The sequence below is a fragment of the Halobellus sp. H-GB7 genome, assembly GCF_030848585.1.
In the GTDB taxonomy this organism is placed as follows: Archaea; Halobacteriota; Halobacteria; order Halobacteriales; family Haloferacaceae; genus Haloquadratum; species Haloquadratum inordinatus.
Map to the genome: position 1 here is coordinate 81,756 of NZ_JAVDDW010000009.1, position 16,393 is coordinate 98,148.

General features: G+C 67.1%; 15 protein-coding genes, 2 tRNA genes and 1 pseudogene. 11 read left to right on the forward strand and 7 right to left on the reverse strand.

Annotated elements, in window-relative coordinates:
* Nucleotides 1-184 precede the first annotated feature (184 nt).
* On the forward strand, nt 185-1,615 hold the full coding sequence (locus RBH22_RS14130) for an FAD-dependent oxidoreductase (RefSeq protein ID WP_306677897.1): 1,431 nt from the start codon (nt 185-187) through the stop codon (nt 1,613-1,615).
* A 62-nt stretch (nt 1,616-1,677) separates the two neighbouring features.
* Here the strand turns inward: RBH22_RS14130 and RBH22_RS14135 are convergent.
* Nucleotides 1,678-1,751 (reverse strand) — tRNA-Lys (locus RBH22_RS14135).
* 379 nt (nt 1,752-2,130) lie between these two features.
* On the opposite strand from RBH22_RS14135, the pseudogene RBH22_RS14140 reads away from it, so the two are divergent.
* Together RBH22_RS14140 and RBH22_RS14145 are read left to right on the forward strand one after the other, a co-directional pair.
* Nucleotides 2,131-2,928: pseudogene (locus RBH22_RS14140) on the forward strand (PAS domain S-box protein); the annotation flags it as partial.
* 38 nt (nt 2,929-2,966) lie between these two features.
* Nucleotides 2,967-4,223, forward strand: a complete 1,257-nt coding sequence (locus RBH22_RS14145; RefSeq protein WP_306677898.1) for a PAS domain S-box protein — start codon at nt 2,967-2,969, stop codon at nt 4,221-4,223.
* A 53-nt stretch (nt 4,224-4,276) separates the two neighbouring features.
* Here RBH22_RS14145 and RBH22_RS14150 read toward each other — a convergent pair whose 3' ends face one another.
* The 3 genes from RBH22_RS14150 to RBH22_RS14160 all read right to left on the reverse strand — a co-directional run bounded on the left by RBH22_RS14150 (nt 4,277) and on the right by RBH22_RS14160 (nt 5,534).
* Nucleotides 4,277-4,969, reverse strand: a complete 693-nt coding sequence (locus RBH22_RS14150; RefSeq protein WP_256290226.1) for a hypothetical protein — start codon at nt 4,967-4,969, stop codon at nt 4,277-4,279.
* Nucleotides 4,970-5,229: 260 nt separating this feature from the next.
* Complete coding sequence (locus RBH22_RS14155) at nt 5,230-5,391, reverse strand: hypothetical protein (protein ID WP_256290224.1); 162 nt, start codon at nt 5,389-5,391, stop codon at nt 5,230-5,232.
* On the reverse strand, nt 5,388-5,534 hold the full coding sequence (locus RBH22_RS14160) for a hypothetical protein (protein ID WP_256290223.1): 147 nt from the start codon (nt 5,532-5,534) through the stop codon (nt 5,388-5,390). Before RBH22_RS14160 ends, RBH22_RS14155 begins: the two co-directional genes overlap by 4 nt.
* Nucleotides 5,535-5,751: 217 nt before the next feature.
* Here RBH22_RS14160 and RBH22_RS14165 point away from each other — a divergent pair, with 217 nt between their 5' ends.
* Genes RBH22_RS14165 through RBH22_RS14175 form a run of 3 tightly spaced genes read left to right on the forward strand, consistent with a single transcriptional unit; the run spans nt 5,752 to nt 8,191 of the window.
* Nucleotides 5,752-6,105 (forward strand): hypothetical protein, encoded by a 354-nt coding sequence (locus tag RBH22_RS14165; RefSeq protein WP_306677899.1) that lies wholly within the window; start codon nt 5,752-5,754, stop codon nt 6,103-6,105.
* A 45-nt stretch (nt 6,106-6,150) separates the two neighbouring features.
* Entirely contained in the window at nt 6,151-7,899 is a 1,749-nt protein-coding gene (locus RBH22_RS14170) for a ferredoxin--nitrite reductase (protein WP_306677900.1), read from the forward strand.
* A 7-nt stretch (nt 7,900-7,906) separates the two neighbouring features.
* On the forward strand, nt 7,907-8,191 hold the full coding sequence (locus tag RBH22_RS14175) for a DUF6360 family protein (protein WP_256290217.1): 285 nt from the start codon (nt 7,907-7,909) through the stop codon (nt 8,189-8,191).
* Between the two features lie 23 nt (nt 8,192-8,214).
* Here RBH22_RS14175 and RBH22_RS14180 read toward each other — a convergent pair whose 3' ends face one another.
* Nucleotides 8,215-10,056 (reverse strand): SLC13 family permease, encoded by a 1,842-nt coding sequence (locus tag RBH22_RS14180; protein WP_306677901.1) that lies wholly within the window; start codon nt 10,054-10,056, stop codon nt 8,215-8,217.
* 114 nt (nt 10,057-10,170) lie between these two features.
* On the opposite strand from RBH22_RS14180, the gene RBH22_RS14185 reads away from it, so the two are divergent.
* Entirely contained in the window at nt 10,171-10,896 is a 726-nt protein-coding gene (locus RBH22_RS14185; RefSeq protein ID WP_306677902.1) for a DUF4396 domain-containing protein, read from the forward strand.
* A 98-nt stretch (nt 10,897-10,994) separates the two neighbouring features.
* Nucleotides 10,995-11,384 (forward strand): SHOCT domain-containing protein, encoded by a 390-nt coding sequence (locus tag RBH22_RS14190; RefSeq protein WP_256546285.1) that lies wholly within the window; start codon nt 10,995-10,997, stop codon nt 11,382-11,384.
* Nucleotides 11,385-11,410: 26 nt separating this feature from the next.
* Here RBH22_RS14190 and RBH22_RS14195 read toward each other — a convergent pair whose 3' ends face one another.
* Entirely contained in the window at nt 11,411-11,614 is a 204-nt protein-coding gene (locus RBH22_RS14195; RefSeq protein WP_256546286.1) for a cation transporter, read from the reverse strand.
* 128 nt (nt 11,615-11,742) lie between these two features.
* Here RBH22_RS14195 and RBH22_RS14200 point away from each other — a divergent pair, with 128 nt between their 5' ends.
* The 3 genes from RBH22_RS14200 to RBH22_RS14210 all read left to right on the forward strand — a co-directional run bounded on the left by RBH22_RS14200 (nt 11,743) and on the right by RBH22_RS14210 (nt 16,185).
* The gene (locus RBH22_RS14200) at nt 11,743-12,336 is read left to right on the forward strand and encodes an AsnC family transcriptional regulator (RefSeq protein ID WP_256290212.1); all 594 of its coding nucleotides are present in this window, start codon (nt 11,743-11,745) and stop codon (nt 12,334-12,336) included.
* A 128-nt stretch (nt 12,337-12,464) separates the two neighbouring features.
* Complete coding sequence (locus tag RBH22_RS14205; RefSeq protein ID WP_306677903.1) at nt 12,465-15,140, forward strand: heavy metal translocating P-type ATPase; 2,676 nt, start codon at nt 12,465-12,467, stop codon at nt 15,138-15,140.
* A 136-nt stretch (nt 15,141-15,276) separates the two neighbouring features.
* Nucleotides 15,277-16,185 (forward strand): acyltransferase, encoded by a 909-nt coding sequence (locus RBH22_RS14210; RefSeq protein WP_256290208.1) that lies wholly within the window; start codon nt 15,277-15,279, stop codon nt 16,183-16,185.
* Nucleotides 16,186-16,309: 124 nt separating this feature from the next.
* On the opposite strand, the gene RBH22_RS14215 is transcribed toward RBH22_RS14210, so the two are convergent.
* Nucleotides 16,310-16,380, reverse strand: a tRNA-Gly gene (locus RBH22_RS14215).
* Nucleotides 16,381-16,393 lie beyond the last annotated feature (13 nt).

The following is a 16,393-nucleotide window of genomic DNA, read 5'->3' on the forward strand; positions in this document are numbered from 1 at the left end:
TGACACTGCCTGCGTCGTATCGTTCACGACGAGGTCGCCGGATAGTCGGTCGATCTGTGAGCCGTGGGATGCTAAAACCCGGCGTTCGAGCGGACGCCGCTGATGCCGCTGTCGTCCCGGCGGCCGTGCGCGAGCGACGTCGTCCGGCGAAAGCTATCTATCACCGGCGGTCGCAGGTGGCGGTATGTCTGATCCGTTTGTCGTGGTCGGCGGTGACGCCGCCGGTCTCTCGGCTGCGAGCAAGTGTCGCCGGACCGACCCCGACCGCGATGTCGTCGTCTTCGAGAAGGGCCAGTGGATCTCCTATGCACATTGTGGGACGCCATACTTTGTGAAGGGCGAGGTCGAACGCCTCGACGATCTGCTCTCGCTCTCTCCGGAAGACGCCGGAGAGCGCGGCATCGACCTCCGACGCGGGCACGAGGTCGTCGCGGTCGACACCGACGAACAGACCGTTACCGTCGAGAGCGCGGGTGCGACCTTCGAACAGCCCTACGGCGACCTCCTTGTCGCGACGGGCGCCCGGGCGATTTCGGACCCGATCGAGGGCGCACCGCTCGACAGCGTCTTCACGCTCCACGGCCTCGACCACGCGGCCGCGATCCGCTCGTATCTGACCCCGCCCGGAGAGTTCGATCCCGCGGACCTCGGCGGGGGCGACGCGCTCCCGGAGGCTGTCGTCGAGCGGTACGGCGCGATGACGCCGCCCGAGACCGTCGCCGTCGTCGGCGCGGGCTACGTCGGCGTCGAGATGGCGGAAGCCTTCGAGGCCTGGGATCTCGACGTACACCTGTTCCAGCGCACGGGCTATCCAGTCCCGGGCTTCGGCGAGGCGGTCGGGGAGGCCGTCGCCGAGCACCTCCGTGACACCGGCGTCACGCTCCATCTCGACGAGGAAGTCGTCGAACTCCGCGGCGAGGACGGGCACGTCTCGGAAGTGGTCTGCGAGAGCGGCTCGGAACTCGACGTCGACGCCGCGCTCGTCGGAATCGGCATCGAGCCGAATACGGAACTCCTCGCGAACACGCCGGTCGAACTCGGCGCGTCGGGGGCGATCGCGACCGACGCCTACGGGCAGACGTCCGTCGAGCGCGTCTACGCCGCCGGCGACGTCGCGGAGATGCCACATATGGTCACGGGCGAGCCGACGTGGGACCCGCTCGGCCTCCCGGCCAACCGCGCCGGCCGCGCGATCGGGGCGACGGTCGGTGGCGATCCCTCGCCCGTCGGCGGCGTCGCGGGCACGGCGATGGTGAAAGCGTTCGATCTCGAAGCGGGGCGGGCCGGGCTCATCGACGAGGAGCGCGCCCGAGAGGCCGGCTTCGACCCGGTCTCGAAGACCATCACCGCCGGGTCGCGGTCGGGCTACTACCCCGGCGCGGCGGAGACGACCGTCACGCTCACTGCGGACCGTGAGACGGGCCGGCTCCTCGGCGGGAGCGTCGTCGGCACCGACCGCGCGGCGATCCGCATCGATACGGTCGCGACGGCGCTCGGCGCGGAGATGACCGTCGGCGAACTCGAACGGCAGGATCTGGGCTACGCGCCGCCGTTCAGCCCCGTCTGGGACCCCGTCCTCGTCGCTGCGAAGGTGCTGAACGGGTCGCTGCCTTGAACAGACGAGCTCGCAGAGAAGACAGCGAGCTGTCGCTCGGCATATCGTTTAGTGACAGCAAGCGGGCCGGGAGGGACTTGAACCCCCGACCGTCTGGTTAAAAGCCAGACGCTCTGCCGAACTGAGCTACCGGCCCGCACCCAGGGGTAACTGACGGGTCGTGATAAGCGTTTAGTCTCGGGAGTCGTTTTGACAGCGGCCCAACTGATAATCAGAAGAAGATATATCCTGGCCCCGATACTACTCGGCGTGAGACGTGTGATTCGGGGGCTAATCGACAACCGTGTGGCTCGCAGTTGGCGACCAGCGCGCCGCTCCTGTCGAGCCGGTGACCTATGACCCCCGGGTCACGCACCAGAACTGTTCTCGTCTGTGGCGACGAGACGCTCGCGTCGTCGCTCCGTGCGGCGGTCGAGGGCCGATCGCGTCCACTCCGGATCGCCTCGGTAACCTCGACAGCAGACTGCGACCGCCCGCGACGCGAACAGCCGATCGACTGCATCGTCCGCCGCTCGATGCCGGACGCGGACGCGTCCGCCGCTATCACGCCCGACGCCCCGCACGGCGCCACGAACCGTCGCGACAGTACCGTGACCGTCCCCGTGATCGTCTATCCGTCGACCGAGAATCCGGAACTGGCGCGTGCGTCGACCGAGCGCACAGCGACCCGATACCTCCCGGAGTCGATCGACACCGACGAGCACCACCTCCTCGTCGACGCCATCGACGACTTCGTCGCGCGGCGCGCCCGCGAGAAACGACACGCAGAGGAGCGCGAACTCCTCGAACAGACGTCCGAACTCGCCGACGTCGGCGGTTGGGAACTCGACGCCGAGCGGGAGGCACTCACGTGGACCGAACAGACGTACCGTCTCCACGGCGTCTCAGAGACGTTCGATCCGACGCTCGAGAACGCCATCGAGTTCTATCACCCCGACGATCGCGACGCAGTCCGCGCCGACGTGGAGGCGGCACTCTCCGGGGACCCGTTCGACTCGACCTACCGACTCTTCAGGGCCGACGGCGAGGTCCGCTGGGTACGCTCCCGCGGTGAGCCGATGTACGAAGATGGAACGATCGTCGGCGTCCGCGGCGCGTTCCAGGACGTTTCCCAACGGAAGGACCGCGAAGACGTGATTCGGCGGTTCAAACGCGCGGTCGAGGCGGCGGGACACGCCATCTTCATCACTGAGCGGGACGGGACGATCACGTACGTCAACCCCGCGTTCGAGGACGTCACGGGCTACGCTCCTCGGGAGGTGATCGGCGAGACGCCCTCGATACTCAAGTCCGGCGAGATGAACAAGGAGTACTACCGAACCCTCTGGAGTACCGTTCTCTCGGGGGAGGTGTGGTCGGACCGATCGTCAACGAGCGCAAATCGGGCGAGCACTACCACGCATCCGAGACGATCGCGCCGATTGTGGGTGAGGACGACGCCGTCGAGGGGTTCGTCGCGATCCAGACCGACATCACCGAACTGATCCACACCAAAGAACGGCTAGAGACGTTCGAGGAGATCGTCCTCCGCCTCGACGATCCGATTATGCTCCAACAGTGCGACGGCACGTTCGAGGTCGTCAACGACGCCGTCGCCGAGTACGCCGGGATCTCGAAATCGGAACTCGTCGGGTCCAACGAGTTCGACTTTATGGACGAACCGACGGCGCAGAAGATCCAACAGAAGAAAACCCGCGTCGTCGAAGAGGAGCGGGCGATCACCTACGAACTCAGTCCGACGTTCCCGACGAAAGGGCAGCGCTCGTTCGTCACGACGCGATACCCCCACTACAACGAAGAGGGGGAGGTCGACGGCACGGTCGCGATCTGTCGGGACGTCACCGACCAGGCCGAACGCGAGCACCAACTCCGCGTTCTCGATCGGATCCTGCGACACAACCTCTACAACAAGATGAATCTGATCCTCGGGCACGCGGAACTGCTCGAGGACCGAACGACCGGCCAGGAGAAGCGTTCGGTGCAGACGATCCAGAATACGGGCAACGAACTGGTCGACCTCGCCGACAAAGAACGACGGATCGTCGATCTCCTCACCGACGACTCCGTGCCACGTCGCCTCGGCGTTCGTCCGATTCTCGAGGAGGTCGTCTCCGGGCTCCGCGAGGAGCACCCGGATCATTCGATTTCGGTCGACTGTCCGGAGGCGTACGACGTCTATGCGATTCCGGAGCTCAGTGACGCGATCGCCGAACTCCTCACGAACGCGATCGTCCACGGCGGCGAGGATCCCGACGTTTCGGTGACCGTCAAGCGTGACGGCGAGCAGGTCGTCGTCACCGTCACCGACACGGGGCCGGGGATCCCCGAGATGGAACAGCAGGCGGCGCGGGGAACGACGGACATCACACCGCTGTTCCACGGGTCGGGTCTCGGCCTGCAGTTCGTCTACCACGTCGCGAAGCGCTCTGGGGGGTCGCTCCGGTTCGAGTCAGCGGAGGCCGACGGCTCCGGGGACGAGAGAACGACGGAACGAGAGGCGGCCGGAGCAGTCGTCGCGCTTCAGTTGCCGACGCCCGAATCCGCTCGCGATGCTGCGGCGTCGTCTCGGTCGTCAGACGCAGAAGTGTCGCCGCCGGACGCAACGTAAGAAGTGTCGCCGCCGGACGCAACGTAGCTTCTCGGGGCCGTGGGACGGGACGGTTAGTCGGGACTGACTGCTCGTTCGTCGAAGTACGCGTCAAGCGCTTCTGCGGCTAGTTCGCCGGGGTCGCGGTTTTCGATCGACGCGCGCCGGCGGAGTTCGCGGTACGTTTCGAGCGGGAGGTCCAGTTCGAGCCGTCCCAGTTCGACCCCGCGCGCGGCGAGTGCGTCCGCCGCGCTCGTGTCGCCGTCGACCTCGCTGGCGATGCGGCGCACCTGCCGGACCGTCAGATCGGCGTCGACGACGGCCCACGCCAGATCGAAGCGGTCGACGCCGGAGACGCGAGCGATGTGTTTCGCGGCGGTCGGCGCGATGTCACCGCGGGCGACGTGCCGGCGGATCGCCTGCGGGAGGTCGTGGACGCGGGCCCACTTCCGGACGAACGAGACCGAGACGTCGCCGCCGGCGCGGTCGATCGCCGCTTTGTACGAACCGACGCCCCTGACGAGCGCGGCACAGGCGGCCGCCCCGCGGAGCATATAGACGTTGTCCGCCGCCCCCACGGTGTTCTGCGAGAACGCCAGCACCGTCTCAGCGGCCTCGGCGACGCTCTCGGGGTCGTCGGGATCGAATCCGACGGCCTCCTTGGCGCGCTCGCCGGTGACGGCGGGATCGGCGCGGACGACGGGCTCGCCGACCGGTTCCTCGCGGTCGGCTGGAAGTCGCCTGTGGGCGTCGGCGTCGTCGGTCATCTTCGGATCAACGTAGCGAGCCTGCGATTAAAAGCCTCTCCCCGGCGTGCGCCGCGGGCGAGAACCGTCGGAATCGGCTCTGAGCGGCGCTGGAACCCAATCGGCCGCCTCGGGTAGCGCGCTCGCGTTCGACACCGACTCGGCTTCGCGGATGGGTCACTGGGCACGGCCTCGGCCTCATAATGATCACTCTCGTCTCTTGCCGCCGACCATCGCCACCGGGAGTGGCGCTCGGCGGTACACAGTGAGAGTAATCACTATCAGTCGCTCGCGGCGGGTTCCTCGCGGCTGTCCGAGAGGTGCTCCCAGACTTCGGTGCAGCCCGCCCCGTCGGAGAGGTCGTCGAGGTGGTCGTACTCGGCGGTGTCGCGGTCGCCGATTCGGTCCGTCGCGTCGTCGTCGGAGTCTTTCGTCTGGCTCATTGGGTCGGTGTCGCGTGGTCGCTCGCCGGTTCCTCTCGTCGGCCGTACAGCTCGGGGGCGACGTCGGCGGGGGCGTGCTGTCGCTGCCCCCCGAGGGGGCTCTCGATCGAAGCGCAGTCGTCTGTCGGGACCAGGTCGGTCATCGAATCCGCGTATGCCCCCGCTCCGCATAAGGGTCGCTTCCGGAGTAAATCGGACCACTACTCCCGGATACCGGAACTCCGTTCCGGCTTCTACGACGACTCCTATAGGCCAAAACCGACCGACAGCGCGGGTATTGTGTGCGAGACGGCGTCACCGACAGCGTCGCCCTTTGTGACCGCCGTCAGAGACGGGGCTCCCGAGCGCGTAGCCGGTCGTGTGACGACTCGACTTCGTATCCTCGACGACGGTGCGTGGCTCTCTGTCGACGACACGCGGCAGGTGAGCGTGAGCGAACTCTGGCGGCTCGACGCCCCGGGATTCTGCGAGTGTAACCTCTCGGATCTGGTCGTCGAGAACTTCCTGGAGGTCGGTATCGACGGCCGAACGGTCGAAGTCCGCGTCTACGGTCAGTGCATCGCCTGCGGGACGAAAGCGACGACCGGCTGGGTGCCCGTCGGCCGGGTCGTCGACGGTGCATTCGAAGATATCGACCGCGAGAGCGTTCTCCGACCCCGATCCCCAAAGAGTGGGCAACATTCTCCGGATAGCGGGAGCACCGGGCAGGGTTGACGGCACGCGTTCGCCTTTGAGTATCGGTCTCCTGGGTCCGATAAGATGCCAACGGACGTCGAGAACTGGAAATCAGAGGTCTACGGGAACGAGATACGCGAACACCTGTTCAGGTTCGCCGAGGAGGGCTACGATGCCATCCCCGACGACGAGCGCGACGCGTGGTTCGAGCGCTTCAAGTGGTGGGGACTGTACCACCAGCGGAACGGCCAGGAGGGTTACTTTATGATGCGGATCGGGACGCCGAACGGCGTGCTCGAACCGGGACAACTGCGCGTCGTCGGCGAGATCGCGAACGAGTACGCGACCGGACCGGGCACGAACCCGATCTTCGGCGACGCCTACGCCGACTTCACCACCCGGCAGTCGATCCAACTGCACTGGATCGAACTCTCGGACGTGCCGGCGATCTTCGAGAAACTGGAGGCGAACGGGCTCTCCACCCAGCAGGCGTGTGGCGACTCCTGGCGGAACATCGTCGGGAACCCCGTCGCCGGCAAGGACGGCCAGGAAGTCGTCGACGCCTGGTCCGTCATCCGCGAACTCAACGAGACGTTCAAAGGCGACGACGACCACTCGAACCTCCCGCGGAAGTGGAAGGTCTCAGTCACCGGCTCCGCCGACGGTTCTGGGCAGGGCGACATCAACGACCTCGCGTTCGAGCCGGCGTACAAGGAGATCGACGGCGAGGACGTCGTCGGCTTCAACGTCCGCGTCGGCGGCGGCCTCGCTCGCAACGAGCCGCGGTTCGCCCGCGACATCGACGTGTGGGTGCGCCCCGAGAACGTCCCGGCCGTCGCTGGCGGCCTCTCGGCGCTCTTCCGTGACAACGGTGACCGCGAGGACCGTTACAACGCCCGGATCAAGTTCCTCGTCGACGAGTGGGGAGCCGAGCAAGTCCGCGAGACGCTCCAGGAGGAGTACGTCGACTTCGAGCTGCACACCGCCGGCCGCGACGTCCGCGAGGAGTACACCTACAACACCGGCGAGGGCGAGCGCAACGACCTCGTCGGGGTCCACGAGCAGCGAGATGGGAAGTACTTCGTCGGGCTCAACGTCCTCGTCGGCCGGATGGGTGCCGCCGACGTCCTCGACCTCGCCGATCTCGCCGACGAGTACGGCTCCGGCGAGGTGCGACTCTCCCAGCGACAGAACGTCATCGTGACCGACGTCCCCGAGGCAGACCTCGACGACTTCCTCGCCGAGTCGCTCCTCGAACACTACTCGCCCGACCCCTCGCCGTTTATGCGCGGCTCGGTCGCCTGTACGGGCACCGAGTTCTGTTCGCTCTCGATCGTCGAGACGAAGAACCGGCAGGTACGCTTCGCGCGCTGGCTGAAGGAGAACGTCGACCTGCCCGACGACGTCGAGGAGTTCCACATCCACCTCTCTGGATGTACGGCCTCCTGCGCGCAGCCGCAGATCGCCGACGTGAGCCTCCGCGGGATGAAGACCCGCAAGAACGGCGAGGCGGTCGAGGCGCTCGACGTCGGCCTCGGCGGCGGCCTCGGCGAGGAACCGCAGTTCGCCCGCTGGGTCACCCAGCGCGTCCCGGCCGACGAGGTCCCCGGTGCGATCGCGAACCTGATCGACCGCTTCGCCGCCGAACGCGACGATGGGGAATCCTTCCGCGCGTTCGTCGACCGCCACGACGACGCGGAACTCGACGCCTTCGTCGACCCCGAGGAGACGGACTACGAGGACCCGATGCTGCACAACACGAAGATGACGTGGTACCCCTACGCCGAGGAAGACGGGATGGACGCGGCCCCGCCCACGCCGGCGGACGACTGAGCCGACGATGCCGGACCGCCTCCTCAAGGTGAACGCCTACACGACGCTCGACCTCGTCGACGCCACTGCACGCGGTCACGACTTCGAGAACGAGGCGCTCGCCGTCCTGAACGTCACCGCGCCGCGAGAGGACCCCGATCACGTGACGCTCCAACTCGAACTCGACAACGCCCAACTCGACTCGCTCCCGGCGCACGCCGACGAGGTCACGCTCTCTGCGACGGAAGCACGGACGCTCGCGGACGCGCTGTACTCGTACGCCGACGACGTCGACGGCGCGACCGATCGCTGATCTCTCTTTCTTTTCACCTGCCACTACACGCCCCAGAGAACCGCGATTCCGGCCGTCCCCACGACCGCCAAGAGCAACTGGAGCGGCCCGCCGACGCGTACGAAGTCGGTGAACTCGTAGCCGCCGGGGCCGTAGACCATCAGGTTCGTCTGATAACCGACCGGCGTCACGAACGACGTCGCCGACGCGAACATCGCCCCCAGCAGGAACGCGAACTCGTTCGCCCCGAGGCGCGCGGCCGCGTCGACGGCGACCGGAATCGCGAGCACCGCGGTCGCGACGGGCGTGATGACGCTCGCCAGCAACCCCACGGCCACGTAGAGCACGAACAGCACCGCCGTATGCGGGAGCAGGCCGCCGATAGCGACGAGGAGTTCTGCCAGCAGGGCCGCCCCGCCGGTCTCCGTGAGTGCGACCCCGAGCGGAATGACGCCCGCCAGCAAGAAGATCACGTTCCAGGAGACGGCATCGTAGGCGTCCGACGTGGAGAGACACCCCGTCACGACCATCGCGACGACGCCGGCGAGCGCGGCGATCACGATCGGTAACAGATCGAGCGCGGCGACCGCGACGACGCCGAGCAGGATTCCGACCGCGACTGGCGCGGTCGACGACACCGGCGGAAGCGCGTCGCCCTCGTCACCGAGTTGCTCTTCCAGGCCGCGCTCGTCGATCACGAGCAGTTCGCCGGTGTCGCTGAAGTAACGCAGCGACGCCGGCGTCGTCCGCAACAAGAGCAGATCGCCGGCCTGCAGCGTCGCCTCGCTGATCTCGGTGCGGATCAGGTCGCCCTCGCGGCGGATCGCCAACACCGTCGTCTGGTGGTACTCGCCGAACCCCGTCTCGGCGACCGTCTCGCCCACGTGCCGCGAGCCTTCGGACACCAGCGCGCGGGCCAGCGTGCTGTCGGTGGCCGACGTCTCGAAGGTGTCCTGCGTGACCGACTCCCGAAGCAGGTGGCTCACGTCCGCCTCCTCGCGGAACCGATTGACGGCCTGGACGGACCCGTGGACGACGAGGACGTCGCCCGCTTCGATCGACATATCGCTGTGCGGACCGGCGATGCCCGTCCCGCCGCGTCGCAACTGCAGGAGCCGAACGTCCGGATGCTCCGCGTCGAAGGCGTCGAACGCAGCCCCGACGGCGACCGACCCCTCGCGTACCCGCATAAACGCGAGGTAGTCCGAGAGGTCGAACTCCGAGACGCGGTCGGCGTCGGCCGGAATCCGCGCGGGCGTGAGCCGTCGTCCGACCGTCAGGAGGTAGGCGCTCCCGACGACCAGCAGCACCGCGCCGAGGCCGGTGAACTCGAAGACTCCGATCCCGTCACGTCCGTCGATGAGCACGCGGGCGAAGTCGCTCGCGAGGATGTTCGTCGCCGTCCCGACGAGCGTGAGCGTTCCGCCGAGAATCGCCGCATACGACAGCGGCAAGAGGAGCTTCGAGGGACTGGTGTTCGTCCGCTCGGCCAGGTCAGTGATCATCGGGATGAAGACGGCGACGACCGGCGTGTTGTTGACGAAGCCGGCGATCGGTCCGGTCGTACAGACCGTCGCGACGAGCGCGCGGAACTCACTGCCCTCGGTCAGATCCGCGAGGACGACGCCGAGCAGCTTGATCAGCCCCGTCTCCTGGATCCCCGCGCTCAGCATATACATCGCGATGATCGTGACAGTCGCCGGATTGGCGAATCCGGAGATGGCGGTCCTCGCGTCCACTCCGGTCCACGGTTCGAGGACGACCAGCGCGGCGACGATTCCGATCGCTGTGACGTCGTTGGGGACGATCTCCGTCACGAACGCGACGAGGGCGAGGACGACCAGCGCGAACACGACGGCCACGCCGGGCACCCCGAAAGGCGGCATCTGCCTCGGAGTCTCCCGGAGCGTTCATATACGTTTCGAGGGTACTCATTCGCTCGTCGTCCATCGCGCGTCTGACCGCCACGCCCTTCTGTCTGTGTGCCGTCATAAAAACGGATGCTCGGGACGTTCATCGGCCGACTGACGCACGCGGTCGACCCGGCCCGGGAAGCACTCGTTCCGATCCTCTCGGAGCCGGCGGTACTCTTCGGTTGGGCGGTCGCCGTCGCCGCCGCGCTCGGTGCATTATGGTGGGACCTCCGCGAGCGAAACACCGGGCTCTCCTCGCTGATGAACGGCGTCTGGGGGCTCGTCGTCCTCTATTCGGGGCCGTTCGGGCTCGCCATCTACTGGCTGAGCGGTCGTCAACAGATGGCGCACGACTCGCTGTGGCGACGCGGCGCGCGCTCGACGGCCCACTGCTTTTCGGGCTGTGGCGCGGGCGAAGTCACGGGCGTCGTCGTGCTCGTCGGCCTCGTCGCCATCCAGAATACGCTCGTCACTACGCTCGGCACGTTCGCGCTCGCGTACCTGTTCGGGTACGCGCTCACGGTCGGGCCGCTCCTGCAGGACGGCGAAGCGCTCTCGACGGCCGTCCGCGACGCGCTGTACACCGAGACGCCGAGTATCACCGTGATGGAAGTCGTCGCGATCGGGACCGACGTTCTCCTCGCCGGCGAGGCGACGATCGGCACCGCGCTATTTTGGGGCGGTCTGATCTTTTCGCTGTCGCTGGGCTTCGTCGCCGCGTATCCGGTCAACGTCGCTCTCGTCGCTGTCGGCGTCAAAGAGGGAATGAGCGACCCGACGGCCGCAAAGGGAAGCGACGCGAGCGCCGCCTGATCGGTTTCGAAACCGAAATTTCTGGCGCTCTCCACCACGCACTTCGAAGTGAAAACTGCGGTAAGTCGGGAGCCCTTACTAGCAACTGGTGAGACACGATGGAACAGCAGTACGTCACGCGGTGGCTCCTCGGCGCCCTCGTCGCCGTCGGTGCGCTCCTCCTCGTCGGGCCACTCCTGCTCGGAGTGGGCGGTAGCACGATGGGATGGGGGAGCGGAATGACCGGCGGGATGTGGGGGCCGATGCACGACTCCTGGACGGGAAGCGGAATGATGGGGTCGACATCCGGCTGGTGGCTCCTCGTCGCGGTGGTGTGGCGACTCCTCCTCCTCGTCGCGCTGATCGGCGGCGGATACCTCCTCTACCGCGCGGTCGCCGCGGATCGCCCTGATCCGGCGATTCGAGAACTGCGGCAGGCGTACGCTCGCGGCGACCTCTCCGAGGAGGAGTTCGAGCGCCGGCGGGATCGGCTCGAACAGGAGCAGTAGTCGGCGACCCGAGCGCTCGTCCCGACTCAGGCCGAAGCGTCGTAGCCGGCGTCGTTCACGGCGTCGACGAGATTCGCGACGGCGGCGTCGCCCTCGACCGTCACGGCGTCCGATTCGCGATCGGCCTCGACCGATTCGACGCCCGAAACCGACTGGAGTGCGTCTTCGACCGTCTGTTCGCAGTGGCCACAACTCATTCCGTCGACGGTGAGCGTCTGCGTCTGGCTCATCACTCGCGTCGTTGCTCCTAGTCTGATATGTGTCTCTCGGTTTTTCTTCTTCGACCAGATCCCGCCGCGACTTTCGAAACGAAAGCGTTCCGGCAAACGTACTTTAGCCGTCGACACGAACAGTATGTATGTCCGCGCTCGACGAGACTGACGTTCGTATCCTGGAACTGCTCGTAGAGGACGCTCGACGCCCCTACAGCGACATCGCCGAGTCGGTCGACCTCTCCCCACCGGCCGTTTCGGATCGGGTGGAACGACTGCGCGAATCGGGCGTCATCCGGCGCTTCACCGTCGACGTCGACCGCTCGCAACTCCGCGCGGGGGTGCCCGTCCTCGTGACGCTGGAACTCCCCTCCGACGTGGTCGAGGCCGTCCGCGACGACGTCGTCGGCGCGGAGCCAGTCGAACACGTCTTCGTCACTGCCGAGGGCGATGTGGTGTTTCACGCGCGCCTGCGCGCCGATGCCGTGCGCGAGCAACTCGACCGCCTCGTCGACCTCTCTCGCGTCGACGACTACGAGGTGACCGTCGTCGGCGACGTCGAGTGGAGTCCGGCGCTCGGCGGCGCCGAGTTCGCGCTGTCGTGTGCGGAGTGCGGGAACACCGTCACGAGCGAGGGCCGTAGCGAGCGCTTCGACGGCGAGCGCTACCACTTCTGTTGCCCCTCCTGTCTGGCGCAGTTCCGCGAGCGCTACGAGCAGTTCGAGGCCGACGCGGCGTAACCGTCCGCTGACAGCCGACTGGCGACCGCTGACCGATCTGACTTTGGATTCGAAGGTTTCGGTGCTTGGATATCGCGGGTCTGAAAGGGACAAACGAGGTAAGAGAGGGTCCCCTAGTACTACCTAAGATGAGTACACGGACAACTCACCTCGACGTCCGAGGAATGTCCTGTGCCAACTGTTCGCAGTCGGTACAGGGAGCGCTGGACGCACTCGACGGCGTCGAGGACGCGACGGTCAACTTCGCCACCGACGAGGCGACGGTGACGTACGACCCCGAGCGGACGTCGCTCGGTGAGATATACGACGCCATCGTCGAGTCCGGCTACGATCCGGTCTCGGAGACGGTTTCGATCGCGATCACGGATATGTCCTGCGCCAACTGCGCGGAGGCGAACCGGACGGCGCTGGAGTCGACACCCGGCGTCGTCAGCGCGGACGTGAACTTCGCGACCGACGAGGCGCAGGTGGAGTTCAATCCGGGCGAGGTCACGATGGAGGACCTCTACGACGCCATCGCGGCCGCCGGCTACGCGCCGGTCCGCGAGGACGACGACGGCGGCGACGGCGACGCGGGCAGTCGTGAGGACGCCCGCGACGTGGCTCGGAAAGCCGAGATCCGTCGCCAGAAGCGACTCACGCTCTTCGGGGCCGCGCTCTCGACGCCGCTTCTGGCGATGCTGGCGCTGCACCTGTTCGCACCCGGCACCGTGCCGGAGGCGATTCCCGGAACGAGCCTCCCCTTCGGCTGGGTCGCGTTCGCGCTCGCGACGCCCGTACAGGTCATTCTCGGCCGCGAGTTCTACGAGAACAGCTACACGGCGATCGTGAAGAACGGCACGGCAAATATGGACGTGCTCATCGCGCTCGGCTCCACGACGGCGTATCTGTACTCCGTCGTCGCGCTGCTCGGCATCCTGCCAGACGCGGGGTTGTACTTCGACACCGCCGCGCTCATCCTGGTGTTCATCACGCTCGGTAACTACCTCGAAGCGCGCTCGAAGGGCCAGGCATCCGAGGCGCTCCGGTCGCTGCTCGAAATGGAGGCCGACACGGCCACGCTCGTCGACGACGACGGCACCGAGCGCGAAGTCCCGCTCGAAGACGTCGCAGTCGGCGACCGGATGAAGGTCCGTCCCGGCGAGAAGATCCCGACCGACGGCGTCGTCGTCGACGGCGAGTCCGCGGTCGACGAGTCGATGGTCACCGGCGAGTCTGTCCCCGTCTCGAAAGCGGACGGTGACGAGGTCGTCGGTTCGACCGTGAACCAGAACGGCGTGCTCGTCGTCGAGGCGACGAAAGTCGGCTCCGACACGGCGATCCAGCAGATCGTCCAGACGGTCAAAGAAGCGCAGTCGCGGCAGCCGGAGATCCAGAACCTCGCCGACCGGATCTCGGCGTACTTCGTCCCCGCCGTCATCGTCAACGCCCTGTTCTGGGCGACGGTCTGGATGCTGTTCCCGGCGCAGTTGGCCGGCTTCGTCGAGGCGCTCCCGCTGTGGGGCGTCGTGGTCGGCGGCCCGGCCGCGGCCGGCGGCACCGTCTCGACGCTCGAGTTCGCGGTCCTCGTGTTCGCGTCCGCCGTCCTGATCGCGTGTCCCTGTGCGCTCGGCTTAGCGACGCCCGCGGCGACGATGGTCGGAACTTCGATCGGCGCCCAGAACGGGGTGCTGTTCAAAGGCGGCGACATACTCGAACGCGTCCGCGACGTCGACACTGTCGTCTTCGACAAGACCGGCACGCTGACGAAAGGCGAGATGTCGCTGACCGACGTCGTCGCGCTCGAACCCACGCCGGACGGCGGTCAACTCCGTGAGGTCGACCGCGACGAGGGTGCTGCGGGCGATCCAGCGGAATCTGAGGAGCGCGTCGCCCCCGAAACCGAGGTGCTTCGGCTGGCGGCCGCCGCCGAACAGCACAGCGAGCACCCGCTCGCGCAGGCGATCGTCGACGGCGCGCGAGAGCGCGGTATCGACGTCCCCGACAGCGACGACTTCGAGAACGTCCCCGGTCACGGCGTCCGTGCGACCGTCGACGGACAGACTGTCCTGGTCGGCAACCGCCGCCTCCTCGAAGACGCCGGGATCGACCCCGCGCCCGCCGAGGACGCGATGCGCCGCCTGGAGAGTGAAGGCAAGACCGCGATGCTCGTCGGGCGCGTGCCCGCCGACGCGGAAGCTGCCGACGTCACCGGCGAGGTCCTCGGCGTCGTCGCCGACGCCGACACGGTGAAAGAGACCGCAGCCGACGCCGTCAGCGCGCTTCGAGAACGCGGCGTCGACGTACAGATGATCACCGGCGACAACGAGCGGACGGCCCGCGCGGTCGCCGAGCAGGTCGGCATCGACCCCGAGAACGTCCGCGCGGAGGTACTCCCCGACGGGAAGGCCGACGCCGTAGACGCGATTCAGGCGGAGGGACGGAAGGCGATGATGGTCGGCGACGGCGTCAACGACGCGCCGGCGCTCGCGGCCGCCTTCGTCGGCACGGCCATCGGCTCGGGCACGGACGTCGCCATCGAGGCGGCCGACGTGACGCTGATGCGTGACGACCCGACCGACGTGGTGAAAGCGATCCGGGTCTCGGAGGGGACGCTCGCGAAGATCAAGCAGAACCTCTTCTGGGCGCTCGGGTACAACACCGCGATGATCCCGCTCGCCTCGCTGGGACTCTTACAGCCGATCCTGGCGGCGGGCGCGATGGCGCTGTCGTCGGTGTCGGTGCTGACGAACAGCCTGCTGTTCCGTCGGTACACCCCCGACCACGACTACAGAGTGCTCGGGTTCCTGCGCGGACGGAACTAAGCATCGCCCGTTAGCTTTCTACGGTCCGCTTCTCGTTGTGGGCCGCTCTCTAGCTCCGTGCCATCGATTCACAGCGGTCGGTCGGGAGCTTCGCACAACCGAACGGATTTGACGCCGGAGTCCGAACCCGGCGCCGATGACAAAAGTCAACGTCTCCCTTCCCGCGGAGGCGGAAGCGAACGTCGCGGCGTTCATCGACGAGGTAGACGAGCGGCTCTCCTCCGAGGAGGAGATCTGCCGCGTCGTCACCGAGACGCTCGTCGATCTCCACGGGGACCGCGAGGCGTACGACCGCTGGCAGGCCGGCGAAGACATTTCGGCGGCCGAGCGCGTCCGACTCCAGGGATACGACCCCTGCAACGCGACGCTCGAATCGGAGTACTACGCCGAGAAAGACGAGGACCGATTCCAGCGCTCGAAGTATCTCCAGTGGCTCTGGCGGCAGTTCGACGCGACGCCGATGGCCGACAACGTCGACTTCGCGCTCCGGTTCCGGCAGATGCTCGCCGACCACCTCTTCGAGGAGTGCGGCGACGACTGCCGGTTCTTCAAGGGGATCACGTTCACCTACGGGCACAACATCACTGTCGGCGACAACGTCGTCATCCACGACGACGTCCACCTCGACGACCGCGGCAAACTCACGATCGGCGACCGCGCGTCGATCTCGGACAACGTCCACCTCTACAGCCACGACCACGACGTCGTCGACCAGACCGACGTCGAGAACTACCACACGATCGTCGGCGACGACGCCCGCGTCACCTACGACGCGATGGTCCGCGCCGGCTGCCGCGTCGGCGAGAACGCCGTCGTCGGCGCGCGTTCCGTGGTTCAGGGTGACGTCCCGGACCACCACGTCGCGGCCGGCATCCCCGCCAAGAGCCTGAAGGTCAAACCCGGCTGGGAGTCCGTCGCCGACCCCGTCGAGGACACACTCCGGAACCGACAGGCCGAGCGCCGGATCGAGTACGACCTGCCCGAGGAGGTCGAAACGTTCGACGAATTCCAGCGGGAGTTGACGCCGCCGGACGCGCCGAAGTAACCCGTCTGCGAGGACCCTGCCGTCACCTGTTCGCCGCGCGGCTCAGGGTACGAATATTTTCACGGACGATAGCGAGCGAGAGAGCGGTTAGTACAGCAGCTATCGAGCGAAACGAGGACGAGAATGCGCCAGCCGGGAATTGAACCCGGGCTAGTGGCTTGGGAAGCCACTGTCCTACCACTGGACCACTGGCGCGCACTGGCGGCAA